A 20,971-nucleotide genomic window follows, 5' to 3' on the forward strand; every position below is an offset into this window, starting at 1 on the left:
GAATTATACACGATCTTCTCTTTTTCGAGGTAACACTATCACTAAACGATCGTTTATTTATATATAATGGCTAGTAATACAAAAATAGATATACGGCAAAAAGGTGTGTTTGATAAATGCTTTCGAGTTTATTATCAGACTCTTTGTTATTTCGCATATAATTATTTAAAGGAACAGGAGGGGGCGGAAGATGTTGTACAGGAAGTTTTTATAAAATTACTTGATACGACAGAAGAGTTTGAAAATGAGGAACATTTGAAGCATTATCTTTATAAGTCGGTTCGGAACGCTTGCTTGAATCAAGTAAAACTTTTGGGAATCCGGTCTGAAATTCTGAATAACATACAAAAAAATGTATCACAAGATGAGAATGATTTTTTTGTTAACGTAGTCCGGGCTGAGGTGTACGGGGAAATTATGGAAGCCGTGCGAGAGTTGCCAAACGAGTGTGGGCGTGTTTTTAAACTGGCATATATTGACGGGTATAATAACGAGGAGATTGCCGATCAATTGTCTATCAGCGTGAACACGGTAAAATCTCAAAAAAATAAAGCGAAGATCCAGTTACGGGAAAGATTAAAAGGATTATATCCCGTGTTATTGTTTTTCTTCAATATATAGATGATTTTTTCTTTCTTTTTATTTCGTTGAAAAATAGGTGTTTATAAAAAAGTGATGATTTTTTTTGAAAAAAATCCGATTTTGCGTAATCCTTTTTTTGAAGTTATTTGTAATAGGGCAAATTTAAAGAAAGAGATGAAGAATCCATTTGAGTTTGCAAAGAAACTATTACGGTATAGTCGGGAAGAACTTTCGGGTCAGGAAGGGGACGAGGTGGAGAATGTGCTGAAGGAAAATGAAGAGTTGGAGGTGTTAGCCCAAGGATTGAAAGATAGAGAGCGTATAAGTGAAGAATTGAAAACGCTCGGTATTTTTGATGTGGAGAAGGCATTGCAAAGGGTTAACCGGAAGCGAGGAAATGGTCGACGCTTATTTATACCTTGGGTGGCTGCCGCATCAGTTGTGTTCGTGGCAGGGATGATGGCTTTATTTTTATTGAATCGTACACCCCGGAACGTGATGGAGGGAATTTCTGTTGCGATAGTGGAACCAGGGAAAGCACAGGTTACTTTAGAGATGGCTTCCGGAGCCAGATTCGTGCTGGACACGTTGACCTCGACAATTCGTAATGATAAAGCTAACGTGGCATTTGAAAATAGCGAAGGAATGCTTCGGGTGGAAGAACAAACCGATACGTTGAAAGATAATATCACCGAGGAAGGGAATAATAAGATTATCGTACCTTATGGCGGCACGTATTCTTTAGCATTGGCAGACGGCACGAAGGTGTATTTGAATTCGGGTACGGAACTGGAGTTCCCTTCCCGCTTCAGTAAGGAAAAACGTCAGGTGGTTTTGAAGGGAGAGGCTTATTTTGAAGTGGTTCGGAATGAACATCAACCTTTCGTGGTACAAGTTGGCGAGATGGCGGTAAAGGTGTTGGGCACATCTTTTAACGTGAAGTCTTATGTCGACGAGCCGGGTGTGTACACGACATTGGTAGAAGGTAGTGTTGCTATTGTTCGCAAAGGGCAACCGGAGCAAAAAATTGTTCCGGGCGAGCAGGCTTACTATAACAAAGGTGTCGGGACATTGAGTGTTACTCCCGTGAACGTGGCGGAATTTATCGCGTGGAAGGATGGTTTCTTTTTCTTTAAGGATTTACCCTTGGAAGAAATATTACGTATCGTTTCCAGATGGTATGACCTGGAGGTGTTTTACGTGAATCAAGGTGCCAGAAGTGTTGTTTATAGCGGTAAGTTGCCAATGTATTCTTCGGTGGAAGATGTGTTGCGCAAGTTTGAAATCTCGGGAGAGGTTCGATTTGAATTGAAAGGTAGAACGTTGATGGTTTACGATAAATAAAAAACGGGATTGGGCAATCCCGTTTGGTTACTCACTCGTTGGGCAACGAGTAGAATAAATGTTTAATTTAAATATGATACAAATCTATGAAAAAAAATTGGGACTTGTTGCCAATAATATGGCAATATAGGAAATCTAAATTCTTTTTGTGTATGAGAATCTCGATGATTTTATTGCTGATCGGGTCATTGCACCTCTCGGCAAGCAGTTTTTCGCAAACAAGAGTGTCTTTAAACATGAAAGACGTTACTGTGCAGGAAGTTTTTTCCAATTTGGAAAAGATGACGGATTACACGTTCCTGTACAAGTTGGATCTGGTGGGCAAATGTGGAAAAGTGAACGTGGAAGCCACGAACAAGGACTTTAGCCTGTTGTTGGAGGATTTATTGAAACCGCTCGGGTTGTCTTTCAAGATAGATGACAAGGTGGTTGTGATCACGGTTGCACAGGCTAAAGATGAAAAAAAGATGATCACGATCAAAGGGCGTGTGTTTACGGCTGATAGTTCCGGTGTTGCCGGGGCAACGGTCATATTGAAGGGAACGACTACTGGCGTGATCACGAATATGGCGGGAGAATTTACACTAACCATTCCGGAAATGAAGGAGCCCGTGCTGATTTTTTCTTTTATGGGAATGAAAACACGAGAAGTGAAGTACACCGGTCAAAAGATGATGATGGTATTAATGGAAGAGGATACAAAGGCGATGGACGAGGTCGTTGTTACCGGGTATCAGAGCGTGAATCGGCGGGATATGGTTGGTGCGTACACAACAGTAAAGGCATCGGATATTATTATGCCAGCTTATAATTCTATTGACCAGATGTTACAAGGACGTGTTGCAGGAATGGTTGTAATGAATACTAGTTCTCGGGTAGGTACGAGTCCTAAAATTAAAATTCGGGGAACTACGACATTGGTTGGTAATCAATCTCCGCTGTGGGTTGTGGATGGAATTATTCAGGAAGATCCATTAGATTTGAATACAACAGACTTGTTTACCCAGGATTTTAAGGATATTATAGGTAATCAGGTTTCTTGGCTGAATCCCATGGATATAGAAACAATTACTGTATTGAAAGATGCTTCGGCTACCGCTGTTTATGGTTCTAAAGCTTCTAATGGTGTTATTGTTATTACGACCAAAAAAGGTAAAGTTGACCGCATGACGATTAACTACACGGGGAATATGTCTATAAACACGAAGCCGAACTACGGGATGTTTAATTACATGAATTCCAAAGAACGTATTATTTTTGCCCAAGAGGTGTTTAATGCAGGAGCTTCATACGTGAAAGAACCTATAAAGCAACCTTATACTTACGAAGGTGTAATGAGGATGTATTTAGATGGTGATATTAGTTATGATGATTTCATGAAAAAGAAACATTATTTTGAAACGATAAATACGGATTGGTTCGATTTGCTGACGCAGACAGCCGTGAGTCACAATCATAATTTGAGCGTTTCCGGTGGAACAGAAAAAATGACTTATAATGTTTCTTTAGGATATAATAATTCGGAAGGGCAAGAAATTGGTAATTCAAGTGAAAGAATGACAGGACGTGTTGGTGTTGGTATAAATTTACGCAAAAATGTGCGTGTGGATGCGAGTATCAGCGGAAGTACAACCACGAATAAGGGATTTGGGAAAGGCGTTAATCCGATGTCGTATGCGACCACTATGAATCGGGCTGTGCCTGCGTATGATGAAAATGGAGAGCCTGTTTTTTATCAAATTGCTGGTGGATATAAACACTCTAATGTAAGTTCGTTGGCTTATAATTTTATAAATGAACGGGATAATAGTGGTGCACGAGTTGAGGATACGCATTTGTCTGCTAATTTGAATTTTAGCTGGGATATTCTTGATTGGTTGAAATACGAATTTACAGGAGGATACACCCGCGTGCAAAATAATAATGAAACATGGAGTTTGGAGAAAACTTACTACATTGCATCGGAATATAGGGGATATGATTATGGAACAGTAGAACCGGGCAGTGCAGCATTTAAGTCTGCTATGTTGCCTTTTGGCGGAGTATTGGTAACTATGGATGGTTTGTCATCCTCGTATAATATACAAAATAAATTATTGATCTCTAAAAGTTTCAATGAAGAACATCGGCTGAATGTGATGTTGGGAATGGAACTTCGTTCGTCTTCAGTGAAAAATAATGAGAATCGAGTATTTGGGTATGTGCCGGATCGTGGAGAGAGTTTGGTAAAACCGACACCACCTAGTGATTTTGATCCGATAGATGGATCATTTGAGGATTGGGGAATTTTAAGTGGTTTATATTCGGGAGATTGGAGAAGGACAAAAAATACAGATAATTTTCTTTCGTATTTTGCGACGATTGCTTATTCCTTGAAAAATAGATATGTTTTTAATTTTTCTATTCGTAATGATGAGTCTAATCGGTTTGGACAAGATGCGAACAATCGTTTTGACCCGACTTATTCGTTTGGAGCTTCTTGGAGAGTTGTGGATGAACCGTGGATGGAAAGTATTGCGGGGTTAGTGAACTCACTGAATTTACGAGTTACTTATGGGATACAGGGAAATGCAGCAACCAAGTTAGGACCCGATTTGATTCTTAAACAACAAGGGGTTGCAAATGTATATAATCAATACTATTCTAATATAAGTAGATTGCCGAACCCTAATTTGTCATGGGAAAGGACAAAATCTTGGAATTTCGGTTTGGATATGCAGTTGATCGATATGTTTAATGTAGCATTGGATTATTACACGAGAAGTTCTAATGCAATTGTTTCGCAGGATATTCCATTTGAGTATGGTAGAACTTCAATGGATATAAATGGAGGAAAAATTCGTAATAGTGGAGTGGAGTTTACGGTTAGTTTTAGTCCGATACAAACAAAAGATTGGGCGTTGAGCGTTTCTTTAAATTCATCTAAAAACTGGAATAAGGCGGGAAATCAGCAATATACGGCTACTAGAGGAGAGTTGTTGGCTGGAGCTTCCGGGAAGATTTTGAAGAAAGGATATTCTGTTACTGGTTTTTGGTCTTATTCTTTTGCTGGTCTAAGTGCTGAAGACGGACATCCATTATTTAATTATCTTGATGTTCCGGAAGAGGAACGAGATTCGAAAGTGGATCCGACGACATTTTTGGTGTATTCCGGAGATAAAGAACCTTCATTTACCGGAGGATTGAGTTTGGGGCTGCGTTGGAAAGACTTTTCTCTGTCAACGAACTTTTCTTTGTTGCTTGGAGCTAAAAAACGTTTGACTTCACCTTATACAGGTTTTCCCAATGGAGGATTAAGTGTACCAGGAGAATTGGATAATTTGAGCAAGGATTTGAATAAACGATGGAAAAAGCCGGGCGATGAGAAAAAAACAAATATTCCGGGAGTTGTGGTTGCCGGACAAAATTATTCGCAAATTTTGCCGGATAATGGGTCTGATTATTGGATTTCCATGTGGGAAAATTCGGATGCGATGGTGGTTGATGCTTCGTTCTTGCGTTGTAATCAATTGTCCTTATCTTGGAATGTAAATCGGGAATGGTGTAAAAAAGTGGGATTAAAGACTCTTGGTGTGAATGCCGGAGTATCAAACTTGTTTGTTATTGCCAGCAAGCGTTTTAATGGTTTTGATCCGGAACTAGGCAATAGTGTACAACCGAAGAATTATTCATTTGGGATTAATATTGGATTTTAAATAGGAAGAAAAATGAAAAAGATATTAATAGTATTGTTTGCAGGAGTATTTGTGGCGTGTTCAGATTTTTTGGAACCGAAGTCGCAAAGTGAATATATACCCAAGGAAGCAACGGCTTTGAATGAAATGTTGCTGGGTGAAGCATATCCTATGTCATCTGGTTATGGAAAAGAGATTTTGGATATTGTTTCTATATTGGATGATGATGTGATGTGCACGAATACGCCCGGAGTAATTGATGCTTCTATAACTGAATCGAATACGGGAGATTTTTTAAAATTGCGGGCATTATATTCTTGGCAGCCAAATGTGAATGACATATTGAAGGATTATGGAGAATCGATTAATCGTTGGGCTAATTATTATGCTTATGTTTTGGGAGCGAATGCGGCATTGGATTATTTGGATGGTGTGTCCGGTACAGAAGATGAAAAAAATTTGGTAAAAGCACAGGCTTTAGCTTTACGTGGTTTCTATTATTTTTATATGGTAAATATATGGGGAGAAGCTTACAGTCAAAATAAGGCAGGTTTGGGTGTCCCTTTAAAATTAACGAGTGGAATGGAAGATCGGGATATCCCGAGAAATACGGTGGAAGAGGTATATGAACAGATATTGGAAGATTTGAATGAGGCAGAAAGGTTGTATGGGGAATTGCCTGAAAATTTGCGGTTTAAAAGAGATTATAGAACTAATTTACCTATGGTGCAATTATTGAAATCTCGTGTGTATTTGTACATGGAAGATTGGAAAAATGCGGTGATTTATGCTAAAAAAGTAATAGAGGATTGGAATTTTGCTTTGACGGATTTGAAAAGTTTATCTGGGGGAACGTATTATAATTTTGTATCCATGGATTGTCCTGAAGCAGTTTGGGTATTCGGATCGATAAGTAAATACATGACTTATTTAGATACTCACGTATATATAGAAGATCCTATGGATGAAGAGGAACATATTTCTGTTAAGTTTTTTAATGCATCAGATGAATTGCTAAAAGAGTATGTAGAGGGAGATTTAAGAAAAGAAAATTATGTATTGCTCGAAAAATATAAAGATTCATGGGGGAATCAGTATAATGGTAATTATTTGGCAGTAGGAAAGTTTGCAATTAATCCAGATCATAATGTCGCAGATAAGCAGGGATTTGGGCACGCATTTAGATTACCGGAAGCTTATTTGAATTTGGCGGAGGCTGCAGCGATGGATAAAGATGATGATACGGCATTGTGGGCATTGAACGAATTGCGAAAAACTCGTTTTACAGAAGAGAAATATAAGGCTGTTTCTGGAATTAGTGGAGAGGATTTGGTGGAAAGGATTCGTTTGGAAAGACGTTTGGAGCTTTGTTTTGAAGGACACCGTTGGTTTGATTTGAAACGTTATGGTACGACTTCTATTGAACACCAATGGAAAATAGAGGGAGAATTGGTTCAAGGATATGTATTGCCGGCGAACGATCCATTTTATGCAATGCCAATTTCTCGAGAGGTTTTGGAACAGAATACAAGTTTAGAGCAAAATAAATTGCCTAATCCTAGATAGTTGTTGAATATAAAAATGATAGATTATGAAATGGATATATATATTATATAGTATCATGGTCATTGGGGTGTTTACTTCTTGCTACGATGAAAAAGCATTGACACCTACAGAAGATGGGGAAGGAATGAGTCGATATGAATTTCCACAGGGGACAAATGCTTGGGATAAGGATATAGAAGAAATTTGGGAGAAATTTAACGTGTATTTGATATACAAGGATTTTAAACATGCTGATTTTAATCGTTCTTGGACGGGTGGTGGTTTAGGTCTTGAAAATGACGGGGTGGATTTGACTGATGAACAAGTAGAAAGGACAACTCGTTTTATGAAAGAACATATTTTTGCATACTTAAATGAGGAAATTGTACCTAAAGTCTTGCCAATGTATTGGTATATGACTTATGATTTTCATTCTTTTATGGAGTTGGATTTAGGGTTTATGGTTCTAAAGTATAAAACTCCGATGAAAACTGCTTATGACGGTTTGGATTTTTGGGTTGTTTGTTTAGAGGGAGAAGATCCGTCGCTTGAAAGTATGACAGAGGCTAGTGAGAAAATAAATTTTCCCGTGACCAAAAGGGACTTTTTTATAAGAAGAGGAGATATATTAGAGCATATATTGTTAACTTCTTTTGATAAAGGTAATATTGAAATACCCGCAAATTTTGAAACAGGATTTGATTATAAAACGGAAATTAAAAAAGAGGATTGGGAAATAGATGATGAGAATTACTATTTAACTCGAGGTTTCCCTGGTAGTTATAATGTTGCGGGTATTACATTCGGTTTTTCTCGCTTAGAAGGAATTGGCGACATAAGTAATAGTAAAAATTTCCAAAATTATATCAGGCTTTGTTTGTATTATTCTGTTGCAGAATTGGATGAGAAATATCCTCGTTCCAAGTATCCATTTTTAAGGGAAAAGAGAGATTTGGTTGCTAATTATTTTAAGATAACATATAATGTTGATTTTGATGCGATTGTTGAAGGTCCAGAGATCGGAGAATAATTAGAAAGTTGAGGAATAAAATCGGGAGGGATTTTCCTCCCGATAAAAAACAAATGGTATGTTTAAAATTGGGTATATACTTGTTATTTCGGTATTGATGAGTGTTACAACTCTAGCTCAATCGGGATTAAGGATTTCCGGTAAAGTTAGGCTATTGCAACCGACAGAGATCGCATTAAAGACGATTGAGGGAGAGGCGTTGGTGTCGGCTTCGGTAAAGAGTGGCGAAGAGTTTGCGATGGGACCATTGGAGATCGAGCCGGATGTTTACTTGATTTGTTTTGGGGAAACGAGTCAACCGATTTATTTGACGAATACCGAAGTTACGATAAAGGGATTTTATGATTGCAAGCATGTAGGGAATAGTTCTTTGAATTTCACGGGGATTGAAAAGTATCACGAGTTGTTGAAGTGGTTGCCGAAGGAGCAATTTTCACAGGATAAAACGATAGACCCGGGGGTGAAGGGAAAGTTGGAGGGGAATATGTATAGTGCTTTGGCGTATATTGCGGATATGTCGGCTTATGAGCCGAATAAGATCCTGTTGGATTGTATGTCGGAAGAGGCGTTGAAGACGGTTTCCGGGAGATGGTTGCAATATCGGTCAGATAGTTTGTATCATTATTCTATTGGGGCTCCGGCGTATGATTTTACTTTTCAGGATGCATCCGGGAAGAAGGTTAGTTTGAGTGATTTTCGGGGAAAGTTCGTGTTGGTTGATTTTTGGGCATCTTGGTGTGGTCCTTGTCGTCACGAGATGAAGAATTTGTTGCCGATATATAACGAGTTGAAGGGGGATGATCTTGAATTTATCAGTGTATCGTTGGATTCCAAGGAGGCGAATTGGCGGAAAATGTTGGAAGAGGAAAAGCTACCTTGGGTGATGTTGTGGGATGAGGAAGGTTTTGTTATCGGCAATAAGCCCAATAAGATTCAACGGGCGTATGGTTTTTATAGTATCCCGTTTATTGTCTTGATAGACAAGGAAGGACGTTTATTGGCGAAAGATTTGCGGGGGGAGAAAGTGAAGGAGGAGATTCTGAAAGCCAGAAAAAATTTATGATTTAAGATTTGAGATTTAAGATTGTAGTTTTGGATTAACGATTGGTGATTACGAGTCGTTTTGATATTGTATTGTAAAAAATAAAACTGTAAGAGATGAAAAAGTATTTTCTGTTATTGATGGCAAGTGCATGCATCAGTGTTGTAAATGCACAGTTGGTGAAACAGAACGATCAGGGAGAAAAGAAACAATCTGATTTGGATTGGTACAATTGCTCTTTTGATAAGGATAACGTGTATGGTGCGGAAGTGAATAAGGCGTATGATTTTTTGAAGGGAAAGAAAGTAAAGAAAAGACCGGTAGTTGCTTTAATCGGTTCCGGGATTGATGTTGAACACGAAGATTTGAAACAGGCAATTTGGTTTAACCCGAAAGAAAAAGCAGACGGGAAGGATAATGACAAGAATGGATTGGTGGATGACGTAAACGGTTGGAATTTCTTGGGCGGTAAGGATGGTCAGGTAATGGAGAGCACGATGCGTGAAGGTGACCGGGAATTTTTGCGGTTGAAAGATAAATACGCGGATTATGTATTTGACGGAAAGGATTACTATAAGGTTATTAACGAAAAGTTGACAAAAGTGGCGGCTCCGGAGAATGTAGACGAGTATAACTATTTTCGCTATCAGGTGTTACCGGAGTCTCCGATGGCGAGCACATACGGTGGTTGGCAACTTACTTACGTGATAAGGGATTATGCCGGCAAGTTTGATAAAATGATGAGGGAGCGTTTCCCGAATAAGGAATTGACACAGGAAGATTTCGGTATTTGTTATGACCCGAAAGCTCCCCGTGATTCTTTGGCTGAAGTTGCATTTATGATGTGTGCTTATGGTTTTACTGTTTACCAAACGGATAAGTGGGATGCTGTTTACGCTGGGATTAAGAGTGGAGCTCAAATTCAACAATCTCAAGCAGATTACGAGAGAAAAGTGAACCAGTTCGGTGCGGATGGACGAAAAGAGATCGTGGGAGATAATTATTTGGATATAAATGACAATAAGTACGGGAATAATGTATTATTGACGACGGATGCCGCTATTGGGACGATGGAAGCCGGTATTATTGCCGGTAAACGGGATAATGGTTTAGGAGGTAATGGCATTATGGATCAGGCTGAGATCATGACATTGCGGGTTGCTACTAACGGGGAACCTTATTTGAAAGATATTGCTTTGGCTATCCGTTATGCCGTGGATCATGGTGCGGATATTATTTTATTGCCGGTGCAAAACAGTCTTTATCCTGAAGACCAGAAAAAATGGATTAGTGAGGCATTGGAATATGCGGAGAGTAAAGGCGTGTTGGCAATAACTCCAGCATGGGAAGCTTCTCAGGATTTGTCTAAAGATATTTATTTCCCCAATCGCTGGATGACGGGTAAGAAGGAGTTGACTAATTTGATGGTTGTTTCTTCTTCTAATAAAGAAGGCAATCCTTTGATGGAGTCCAACTATGGTGCGAAGGAGGTAGATTTGTATGCCCCAGGTATTGATATATACTCCGCTTACACGGGTGATACTTATCAAACGGGAACCGGAATCGGATTTGCGGCAGCAACGACGGCAGGGGTGGCTGCTTTGTTGAAAGCGTATTATCCCGAGTTGACCGGAACTCAAATCCGGAATATTTTGCTGGAGTCTGTTACTTCCAGAAAGGATGTAGAGGTCGAGAAGGGAATTAGAGTGAACGGGCAATCAACGCAGGATTTGTTCTTGTTTGGAGATTTGTGTCTTTCCGGCGGTATATTGAATGCTCATCAGGCTGTAGTGGCTGCCGATAAGTTAGTAAAGTGATTGTAAATCAAGATATAGTCCCGGTAAACTCGGGACTATATCTTAAAAGGAATAAATTATGCAATTGATGGCGAGGATCATTTTTTTGCTACTATTTGGAATGGCGGTTTTCCAAAGCAATGGACAACAGATACGATCAAAGATGCCTTACCGGCTAGTCGGGGGAAAGATGATTGTTGAGATGAATGTAAACGGAACGCCTCGTTCGTTTATTTTTGACACGGGTGGGCGTACGGCGTTGACAGGGGAATTGTGTGAGGAATTGGGGTTGGTTGTAAAGGATTCGATGGTTGTTACCGATGTGAATGGTAACAAAGGGGGGTATCCTTTGGTGCGAATCAAGAGTTTGATGACTTTGGACGGAGTAATCAATTTTACTGATGTCCCGGCGATGAAACTAGCGGAACCTTCGCCGTTCGCATGTTTCCATGCCGATGGACTTATTGGCAGTGAACTTTTTGCCCAAATGCAGGCTATTGTAGAGATTGACGGTAAAACGAATACGATTACCATTACTTCCGCGGAGAGTCCTTCCACGATTTCTTTACGAAAGATGATCCCTTTTGCCCAGGGAGGCGGAATGCCGATTATTGCGATACAAGCTGGAATCGGCGAGGGAATAAAGGTTTTGTTCGATACGGGATGCCCCGGTTTTTTATCGTTGAAGGATACTGATTTCGAGAAATTGAAAGATAAAGGTGTTTGCTCGGTGTTGTCCGAAGGGTTTGGAGAAGGTTCAATCGGAGTGGCGGGAATGGCAGCAGCAGCAGAGTCCTATCGGGTTTTATTCCCGAGGGTTAATGTTGGTGCGACGAAATTTAATAACGTGACGGTAGAAACGTCAACGCCTCCTTTCACGTTGTTGGGTGTAAAATTATTGAATTATGGCAAGGTGACGATAGATTATCCCCGAGGACGTTTTTATTTTGAGGCTTATGAGCAGGAGAATGATCTCACGAGTAAGCATTACGATGTTAATCTTCGGGTGAAGGATGGAGATTTGGTCGTGTCAACCGTGTGGACAGCCATGAAAGGGCTGGTGGAAGTGGGAGACTTGGTTACGCATATAAATGGGAAGCCGACGGGGACTTATGATTTCTGCGAGAGTATTATCAATGGGATTCCCGAGTTGAAAGCGAAGAAAAAAACGAAATTGACAATCCGGACAGAGGATGGAGAGAAGGTGATTATTTACGAGAAAAAATAAGAAAGTATGTGCTGTAATCTGAGATTCTTATCCATTGTTATCGTGTTCCTCGTTGGCGGGAGCACTGTTTTTGCACAACAAAAAACGAAACGGGTTTGTGATACCATTCCTTATGAATATATTCACGATAAAATTGTTATTCCGGTGATCGTGAATGGGGTGAAAGTGAAATATATCGTGGATACCGGGGGACAGACAGGAACAATGTGGGAATATGCCCAAGAAATGGGTGCGAAGGCAACCGGGGCAACGACAAATATATCCGATTTGAATGGAGTGGGGCAGAATTTTCAAATGGCGACGGTGGAGAATGTCGAGTTAGGACCAAATTATAAATTGGCTGAACTTAAGACTATGGTATTGGGGATAGTCGGTTTTTTTGAAGATTTGGAAGTTGCCGGTATTTTGGGAGGAGATGCTTTTGCCCAGTCGGTGATCACGTTTGATTCCCGGAAGCAAATCATGGTAATTAATTACCCGTATCGTCCGGAAGGATTGAAAGTCACCGACGGGGTGGAAATGTTTACCGGTAACACGCATCATTCTATCGTGAATATGGATTTTGGTGGCGTGGAAAAGCAAGTGCTTTTTGATACGGGTGCCCAAGGTTTTTTGATTATCCCGAAGAATGATTTTCAAGATTTGCAACAACGGGGCGTGTGTGAAGAAGTTGCAAAGGCTTATGGTATAAGTGGTGTCGGATTGGCGGGATTAAGTGATCCCGGAGATATTTATAAGGGGAATATTCGGGAAATGACCTTTTTAGGAAAAAGGTTTTCTGATGTCGGGTGCGTTACTTCTATCGGAAGTACAACCATTATTGGCGTGGATCTACTTAAATACGGGAAGGTTGTTCTCGATTACATGAGAAAGCGTTTCTATTTTTTCCCGTTTGATGATTCCGTGCAAGATATGGGAGGAGCCCCTAAAACGTGGAACGTGGGTATTTTGCCTGCTAACGGGCGTTTCGAAGTCACCACTGTGTGGGAAAGTATGAAAGATGAAGTTTCCTTTGGAGATCAGGTTGTTGATATAAACGGGACAAGCCTTGCCAACTTGCCGATGAGCCAGTTGGAAATCGATAAGATCATGAACGCTATAGAAGGCGATACTGGGTATATTATCGTGGTGAAAGAGGGGAAAGAAAAAAAGATAGAAATTAGAAGAGAAAGATAATTATGAAGAATTTATTTGTATGGTTGTTTTTGTGTGTATTGCCGGTAGCGGCAAGTGCACAAGTAAAGAATACGGCGACAGAGGTGAAGGATTACCGGGTGAAAGACGGTAAGATTATTCTGGAGATGGTGGTGAATGGCGTGATTGCCGATTTCGTGCTGGATTTGGCCGGGCATAACGCAATATTGCCTGAGTATGTAGAGAAATTTAAGATAGATCCGAACGAGAGTGGTAGATTTAGTTATAATACTTTTCAATACAAGAAAGTGCCGACGAGCAAGAGCGTATCTATTGAAAGTATTTCATTTGGCAATAGTGTATTCGGAAATGGTGTCGGGGCGTTTGTGCTGGAAGATGAACCTTACTTGCGCAAATTGGGAGTTGCCGGAGTTGTGGGTGGATCGTTATTCCGCAATATTGTGTTGACGATAGACGGCAAGAGGAAAAGGATCACGATGAGTATGCCTTATCGTCCGAATTATATGAAGTTGGATCACCGGGCAGATATAGATTTAATTGTAGGTTCGGGTATCGTGTGCCCGATAGAAATAGATGGTGAAAAATATTCATTGCTGCTTGATACTTGGAATGATGGTGTGATTACGATGAACGAGGCTGACTTTGCCCGTTTGAAAGGTACGAATGGAGGGAATGCCAAAATGAGTGTCGGATATGGTGCTTCCGTACAAGGGGAACAGGCGAAGACGGTGAATCAATGTACCTTTGTTAAAAGTGATTTAGGGCAGATTACGGTTGTGGAAAATAAGACGCTTCCTCGTTCTGTATTGGGTAATGGTATTTTAGAGAAAGGATTGATTTCCGTGGATTACGGGAAGCAAAAAGTGTATTTCCAACCTTTTGATCTGGTGGAAGTGAAAGATGATATCGTGAAGGATGATGTCAAGATAGAACCCGGCAAGTTAAATCCGATTACCCGGGAGTATTTCTTGGAGCATGTGTATGATTATCGCACGAGTAAAGAATTTGTCTTAAAAGGGGATAAGCCTGTCGTGATTGACTTTTGGGCAACCTGGTGCGGACCGTGTATGCGGTTGATTCCGGAAATGGAAAAACTGGCAGAGAAGTATAAAGACCGGGTGATTTTCTATAAGGTGAACGCGGACAAGGAAAAGGAGTTATGCGGAATGTTTAATGTTGTTGCTTTGCCTACGTTGTTTTTTATTCCTGTCGGGGGAGAGCCGATTATTGAAGTCGGGGCTACTCCCGAGAAATTCGAGAAAATTATTGAAGAGCAATTACTGAAAAAATAGCGTTATGAAAGGAATAAAAGTATTGAGTGTTATTGTTTTTCTATTCTGTGTTTTGAGCGGACAAGCCCAGGTGGCAGATAGATTACAGGAGTACGTGTTAAAGGAATGGAATGATTTTCAAATGCCGAAAGAAAATGCGATAGGAGCGATTTTGGTTAAACAGAAAGAGATCGGGAAATATATAGCAACTCAAGACCGGGATGCCATTCTTGCCCAATTAGAAAATGGGAATCAGGTTATTTATCGGGTTGCAACTTTGTACAAAGAGGATAAAGACACGAAAATTAAAAAATCCATATTGAAAAAAGTACTAAACAATGTAGATTTAAAGCGACGAGAGGTGGTGCATTGTGATCGTATGGATTTCCTGATAGAGAATTATTATGGTTTGAAAGCCATTATGGAGGGGGCTCCGGTAGATGAGGCATGGGGAGGTATGTGGTTCAACACGTCGGTTGAGACGATCGGTAATGAATATGATTACGCGAGATACCGCCAAGTGTTCGAATTGAATAATCCGGAACTGACACAGGCATATATGTCTTGTTTAAGGTATGTATTCCGGTATAATGGTTACACGAAAGGTTTGGAGGAACTTCGACCGTTCTTTGAAAAATATATGCCGGAAGGGGATTTGAAGAATGAAATTGAAGGATTGTATAAAAGCTATTATCATCTGAGAGAAGGGGCCGAGGCTCCGGCTTTTACCTTAAAGGATTTCAAGGGGAAGGAACATTCGTTGGCTGATTATAAAGGAAAAGTGTTGGTCATTGACGTGTGGGCAACCTGGTGTGGCGGTTGTATCGCCAAGTTGCCGGTCTATATGTCCATGAGCCAAAAATATACAGATCGGGATGATATAGAGTTTATCACGATTTCAATAGACGACAAGGGGTCTTTTAATAGCTGGAAATATGCTTTGCCCCGGTTGAAATTGTTAGGTATAACTAATTTGTTAGCTTCCAAGGAAGAATGTACTTTCCAAAAAGATTATAATATCACAGGGATACCCCGTTATTTTTTGATTGATAAAGAAGGAAAGATCGTGTCCGTCTATGCACCTACTCCGGGAAAAGCGTTCGAGGCATTGATAAACAAGACACTAAATCGTAAATAAATAAGATATGAAGTCAATTGTATATTGTTTGGTACTGTGTCTTGTCGGGCTGGGACAATTTGCTAAAGCTCAAGGCAAGGTGACAGAACAACAGAAAACCGAGTTTGCTAAAGGAAATCAAGACCCGAAGTTTTTAAAGGAATATATTGAAGCTTTGAAAGCGGATGGGCGGGAAGATGCGCTAAATGAGGCTGTGGACCGTTATCTGATGGCACTGCCGTTAAACGAGCGGTATGCCGGCGAGAATCTGACTTATTTCTTGGAATATATTAACGGTTTGAATGCGAAGTCTTTCACGGATGTTATTGAACATTGGGGAGATATTCGTTTAACGGGAGAACAGGCAGAGAAAGTTACGGAAAAGATAAATGACGTGTGTAAGACAACGTTTTTTCAATCTCTGTTCCGGGAAAGAGAAGGAATTGAATGTCCGGATGTAGATTGCTCCTCGTTGGCGGCAGCCTTGAAAAAGTCCGCAATTCCGGTTCCGGGGGTGCGACGCCAGTTTATTGAAATGTGGCAAAGCTGGAAAGAGAAAAAGGTTGATGATATGATTTGTGCTTTTGAACAACTGTTTTCTTACCCGATTGTTACGGAGGCAAACGAAAAAAAGGAAGGTGCTTTTCAGTTTGATACAATGATGGACGGTGTCATCTTGGGAAATATGATGAATTATATTTTGGAAAGGTGTAATTTTGACCAATGTTCGAGCATGTTTAAAATTATAGACCAAGTTATCGAGAAGAATGGACGGGACGGATTTTGGAGCACGATCGGGAAATCAAGAGATAATTTTGAAGGAAAGAAAATGATGATGGAGATGGGGGAAGAATGATGATATTTATTAGCAATCGTGGAACATTAAAATGAACGAGATATGAGATTATTCATTGCTTTACTAGTGATTTGTTGTGTCGGGTGTACACAATCGTCACGTTACGCTTTTACCTTGAAGGGCGATCTGGATGGGGTGAAGTACGGGAAGGCTTTTTTGATCGCTCCCGGCGATAGTGCCAAGATTTTGTACACGGCAGAGATCGATGGGGGAAAATTTGAAATCAAGGGTGAATTGGATGAGCCGGGATCATATATCCTGAAAGTAAACCGTCGGCAATTCTATTTTTTCATGGACGGGAAAAATATGGAGGTCACGGGAGATTATTCAAAATTGGGAAACCGGAGCGTGAAAGGTTCTCCTGCCAATGATTTGGATGAGGAATATAATAAGATCGCACAAGTGCAGTTTTATGGCGTGCGAAATGATTTGCTGAACGAGTATAAAGTAGCGTTAGATGCCGGTGATCAGAAGTTGGCGGATGAAAAGATGACGGAAGCGTTGAAGGCGGAAGAGATTCAATATCGCTTGACGAAAGAGTTTGTCCAGAAATATCCGGATAATGTATATTCCGCTTATATTTCCGATGTGGTGAAAGGAGAAAGTTTCGAGAAGGGGAAAGAATTATACGATTTACTTTCTGCAAAAAATCAATCCTCTTGTTACGGGCGCTTATTAAAGAAGCACACGGATGACTTAGCTGTTTCGGCATTGGGTGTCCCTTGTCCGGATTTTACTGCCACGGATGAGTCTGGAAACAAAGTGACATTAGACTCCCAAAAAGGCAATATTCTGGTGTTGGATTTTTGGGCTTCCTGGTGTGGTCCTTGCCGGCAGGAAATGAAAAATTTGCGGGAACAATATGCCGAGTTTAAAGATCAAGGCGTACATTTCATGAGTATTTCCCTGGATGATTCCTTGGATAAATGGAAAAAGGCTTGCGAGGAAGAGCAGATCCCATGGATCAGCGTGAGGGACGATAACGGGTGGTCGAAGTCCGAGATTCGGAAATTGTTCGGGATACAGGCTATTCCTTTTATCGTGTTGTTGGATAAAGAGGGAAATATCGTTGCTAAGAATATCCGGAGAAATAGTTTACGGGAGAAAATTGTCGAATTGTTGCAAAAATGAAAGTTATGAGGACAAGAAATATTATTCTGGCTTGTATCATGTTGTGCAGTGGGGTATGTGCCGTGTTACCCGGTTATGCCCAGCAACAAAAGTCAAAAGATCAAATCGTGTTTGATAAAATATATAACGCTTATAACCGGATTCCCGGAGGATTGAATAAAGACGAACTGGTTCAAAAAGTAAATGAGGTTGAACGAGAGGTGAAGTTATGTATGGATTCGCTTTCAGGTAAAGAAGCACGGCAGAAGGCGGAATTGCTTTGCTATAACGGCGTGTTGTGGAGTATGGGTAGGCTGGCGATTGAAACGAAAGACGAGGCTTTGAAGAACGAGATCGCTCAACGGGTGAAAGGTTTGGATTTGGATTCCCCGTCATTGGAGTTACTGGCAGATGTGGAGAGAACAAATTTATTGAACGGGTATTTCCAGTTGTTTATGCCGGATCTTTCAGCGTTAAATCGGGCTACTTATGTCTTGTATAATATCAAGAGCGAGGAGGTGCGTAATCCTTATGTGTTGTCGACTTTGGTTACCGAGTTGAAGCAAAGGGGATACACGGATGAGGTGAATGCCTTGATGGAGGATATTGAACTGTGTTCCAAAACGGAAGCAACCCGCCGGCAAGCGATAGAATTGAAAGAGAGATACTATCCTGTGCGTGCAGGGGCTATGGCTCCGGATTTCGAGATGGAGGATGAAAACGGGAAAATGGTAAAGCTTTCGGATTTCAGGGGAAAAGCTGTTTTCATTGATGTATGGGCGACCTGGTGCGGTGGTTGCGTTGCCGGATTACCTGCGTTCATTGCGCTCAAGGAACAGTACAAAGATCAGAAAGATGTGGTATTCCTGACCATTTCGGATGACGGGATTGAGGCAAAAGCCCGTTGGAAAAATTTCTTAAAAGAGAAAAAATATTCCGGGATTGTACCACATTTGATTATTAATAAAGAAAAAGATCAGTTCACGGAAAATTATTGTATCACGGGAATTCCCCGCTATATCTTGATCGATAAGCGAGGAAAAATCGTGAACGCATGGCATTTCGGGGCTAATCATGAGTTTTTTCCATTCTTTTTTTCAATGGAATTGGAGGGGATGAACCGGGAATGAGGGCAATTCTTTTGTAATTACAAGGTAATCCTCCTGTGATCCGATCTCTACCCGGGTAGAGATCGGATCACAGGAGGATTACTTTTGGATTGCTTTGGAATATTTCATGCTGAAAAAAAAGATGAGTGTTGTATAAATTTTGTTTGTTTTCTAATTTTTAATACATATTTTTGTTTTTACTTTATAGGTCATCTGTATTATGGAGAAAACAAACAAGATTAACGACTTATTGTTGGAGCGTCTGCAACGAGGTGATGAGCGGGCTTTTCAGAGGTTATTTGAAGAATTTTATGCTTCCTTGTGTTTGTTTGCAACTCGTTATTTAGGTGACCGGGAAGAGGCTGCCGATGTTGTACAGGATGCATTTTTAAAATATTGGCATCGGCATACTGATTTTGATGATTTTCGAAAAATCAAGTCTTTTCTATACGTGGTGGTGCGCCATGCTTGTTTTAATTTACTTCGGAACAGAAATTTGCGTTTTCGTCTTTCGGATGAGTTGATTCGGGATTCGGAACAAGATTTCCAAAACCGGGTGATGGAGGAAGAAGTTCACCGTATTTTTAATCGGGCGATAGATAATTTGCCCATGCAAATGCGGACAGTTATTAATTATGCTTTGGACGGATTGAAAAATGCGGAGATTGCAGAAAAGATGCAAATATCCGAAGGTACTGTGCATGCTTATAAAAAGGAGGCTTACAAGAAGTTGAGAGTCAACCTGAAAGAGTATTATTACCTATTGCCTGTTGTTTTATTTCTCTCGGAGAAATGTTAATAAAGATTAAACATTTGATATCCGACACTCCCTAAAATTGCCTTTTTGTGTTCTAGTTAAAAATTAAAGAAAAACCGTATAACTAGAATACAATATGAATGACGATTTCTTTGATATTGCCGAATTGGTTAGTAAATATCTGACAGGAGATTTGACTGTCGCCGAGCAAAAGTGTTTGGACGATTGGTTGGGACTTGCTGAAGAGAATCGGGAGTGGTTTCGTTTGGTGACCAGTGAAGAATTCGTGAGTCGCAAACGACAGGAATTGAAATCGATAGACGTGCAAGCCGGGTGGAGGGCTCTTTCCCGAAAGCGTGCCCGGGGACATAAGCGGTCTTTGTGGATTGACTTTTTGAAGTATGCTTGTATGTTTATCCTCGTAGTATCCCCCGTAATTTACTTTTGTATGCAGAATACAAGTAATTGTGTGGATATTAATGCGATGCAAGTGGAAATTAATCCGGGGATTCCTAAAGCCATGTTGCATATGGCAGACGGTTCTATTGTGGATTTAGCTGTTCGTTCACGTGATACTTTGAAAGAGTTGGATGGTACGCTTATCGGTTTACACGGGGAGAGTATTGTTTATAAAAATATGGACGCATCAGAAAATACAGATACAGTTGGTAAGGTGAATTTGTATAACGAGCTTGTAGTTCCCCGGGGAGGTGAGTTTGTGTTGGAGCTTTCGGATGGAACTTCGGTATGCTTGAACGCGGGATCAAAGCTTAAGTTCCCGGTGAGGTTTTGTGGGGATAAGAGACAGGTGGAATTGGAAGGAGAGGGATATTTTCAAGTGGCACGAAACGAGAAGATGCCTTTCGTTGTACAGGCTTCCGGAATGGATATAACGGTGTTGGGTACGGAATTCAATATATCTAATTATCCGGAAAATGCGGAGGTTCAAACAACTTTGATCAAGGGTGCGGTGAAAGTAACTAATTTGAAAAATGAGGATAGTTTCGTGTTGAAACCGGGAGAACAGGCGGTTCTTAATAAACAAAACGGGAAAATGACGGTGGCAGAAGTAGATGTTTCTTATGCCATAGCGTGGAAAGAAGGATACCTTCGGTTCCGGGATCGTCCGTTGAAGGAGATCATGGACTTTATTGCCCGCTGGTATGATGTTGACGTGGTGTACGAGGATGAAGAGGTGAAAGACTATCTTTTCGGGTGTAATTTTGATCGGCAGGAAACGATTGAACCCTTGCTGGGATTCTTTGAACGTACCGGGACGGTACATTTCAGAATTCGTGACAGGCAAATTGTAGTAAGTAAATAAGTTGTAATTACATAAAAATAGCGAAGGATAT

General features: G+C 40.5%; 16 protein-coding genes. All 16 read left to right on the forward strand.

Annotated features, from left to right (window positions below; all coding sequences use genetic code 11):
- Positions 1 to 66: 66 nt before the first annotated feature.
- The 16 genes from A3CY_RS0115135 (at position 67) to A3CY_RS21245 (ending at position 20,940) form a co-directional block, all read left to right on the forward strand.
- Positions 67 to 621, forward strand: a complete 555-nt coding sequence (locus A3CY_RS0115135; RefSeq protein WP_018338780.1) for an RNA polymerase sigma factor — start codon at positions 67 to 69, stop codon at positions 619 to 621.
- Between the two features lie 135 nt (positions 622 to 756).
- Entirely contained in the window at positions 757 to 1,926 is a 1,170-nt protein-coding gene (locus A3CY_RS0115140) for a FecR family protein (RefSeq protein WP_169503677.1), read from the forward strand.
- Positions 1,927 to 2,090: 164 nt separating this feature from the next.
- Positions 2,091 to 5,621, forward strand: a complete 3,531-nt coding sequence (locus A3CY_RS0115145; RefSeq protein ID WP_018338782.1) for a SusC/RagA family TonB-linked outer membrane protein — start codon at positions 2,091 to 2,093, stop codon at positions 5,619 to 5,621.
- A 12-nt stretch (positions 5,622 to 5,633) separates the two neighbouring features.
- Complete coding sequence (locus tag A3CY_RS0115150) at positions 5,634 to 7,166, forward strand: RagB/SusD family nutrient uptake outer membrane protein (protein WP_018338783.1); 1,533 nt, start codon at positions 5,634 to 5,636, stop codon at positions 7,164 to 7,166.
- 25 nt (positions 7,167 to 7,191) lie between these two features.
- Entirely contained in the window at positions 7,192 to 8,175 is a 984-nt protein-coding gene (locus A3CY_RS21225) for a hypothetical protein (RefSeq protein WP_018338784.1), read from the forward strand.
- 58 nt (positions 8,176 to 8,233) lie between these two features.
- Complete coding sequence (locus A3CY_RS0115160; RefSeq protein WP_018338785.1) at positions 8,234 to 9,238, forward strand: peroxiredoxin family protein; 1,005 nt, start codon at positions 8,234 to 8,236, stop codon at positions 9,236 to 9,238.
- A 95-nt stretch (positions 9,239 to 9,333) separates the two neighbouring features.
- Positions 9,334 to 11,034 carry a S8 family serine peptidase gene (locus tag A3CY_RS0115165; protein WP_018338786.1) on the forward strand — a complete coding sequence of 567 codons (1,701 nt, stop codon included), beginning with the start codon at positions 9,334 to 9,336 and terminating at the stop codon, positions 11,032 to 11,034.
- A 58-nt stretch (positions 11,035 to 11,092) separates the two neighbouring features.
- Positions 11,093 to 12,241, forward strand: a complete 1,149-nt coding sequence (locus A3CY_RS0115170) for an aspartyl protease family protein (protein WP_018338787.1) — start codon at positions 11,093 to 11,095, stop codon at positions 12,239 to 12,241.
- A gap of 6 nt (positions 12,242 to 12,247) precedes the next feature.
- Entirely contained in the window at positions 12,248 to 13,417 is a 1,170-nt protein-coding gene (locus tag A3CY_RS0115175; RefSeq protein WP_018338788.1) for an aspartyl protease family protein, read from the forward strand.
- Positions 13,418 to 13,419: 2 nt separating this feature from the next.
- On the forward strand, positions 13,420 to 14,688 hold the full coding sequence (locus tag A3CY_RS0115180; RefSeq protein WP_018338789.1) for a thioredoxin domain-containing protein: 1,269 nt from the start codon (positions 13,420 to 13,422) through the stop codon (positions 14,686 to 14,688).
- A gap of 4 nt (positions 14,689 to 14,692) precedes the next feature.
- Positions 14,693 to 15,805, forward strand: a complete 1,113-nt coding sequence (locus A3CY_RS22170; RefSeq protein WP_018338790.1) for a TlpA family protein disulfide reductase — start codon at positions 14,693 to 14,695, stop codon at positions 15,803 to 15,805.
- Positions 15,806 to 15,812: 7 nt separating this feature from the next.
- Positions 15,813 to 16,640: a hypothetical protein gene (locus A3CY_RS0115190; RefSeq protein ID WP_018338791.1), complete on the forward strand. Its 828-nt coding sequence runs from the start codon at positions 15,813 to 15,815 to the stop codon at positions 16,638 to 16,640.
- Between the two features lie 42 nt (positions 16,641 to 16,682).
- Entirely contained in the window at positions 16,683 to 17,771 is a 1,089-nt protein-coding gene (locus A3CY_RS22175; RefSeq protein ID WP_018338792.1) for a TlpA disulfide reductase family protein, read from the forward strand.
- Positions 17,772 to 17,776: 5 nt separating this feature from the next.
- Positions 17,777 to 18,880 carry a TlpA family protein disulfide reductase gene (locus A3CY_RS22180; protein ID WP_018338793.1) on the forward strand — a complete coding sequence of 368 codons (1,104 nt, stop codon included), beginning with the start codon at positions 17,777 to 17,779 and terminating at the stop codon, positions 18,878 to 18,880.
- 199 nt (positions 18,881 to 19,079) lie between these two features.
- Entirely contained in the window at positions 19,080 to 19,658 is a 579-nt protein-coding gene (locus tag A3CY_RS0115205; RefSeq protein ID WP_018338794.1) for an RNA polymerase sigma factor, read from the forward strand.
- 94 nt (positions 19,659 to 19,752) lie between these two features.
- Positions 19,753 to 20,940 (forward strand): FecR family protein, encoded by a 1,188-nt coding sequence (locus tag A3CY_RS21245; RefSeq protein WP_018338795.1) that lies wholly within the window; start codon positions 19,753 to 19,755, stop codon positions 20,938 to 20,940.
- The last annotated feature ends 31 nt before the right edge of the window (positions 20,941 to 20,971 follow it).

The sequence above is a fragment of the Butyricimonas synergistica DSM 23225 genome (assembly GCF_000379665.1).
GTDB classification, from domain to species: domain Bacteria; phylum Bacteroidota; class Bacteroidia; order Bacteroidales; family Marinifilaceae; genus Butyricimonas; species Butyricimonas synergistica.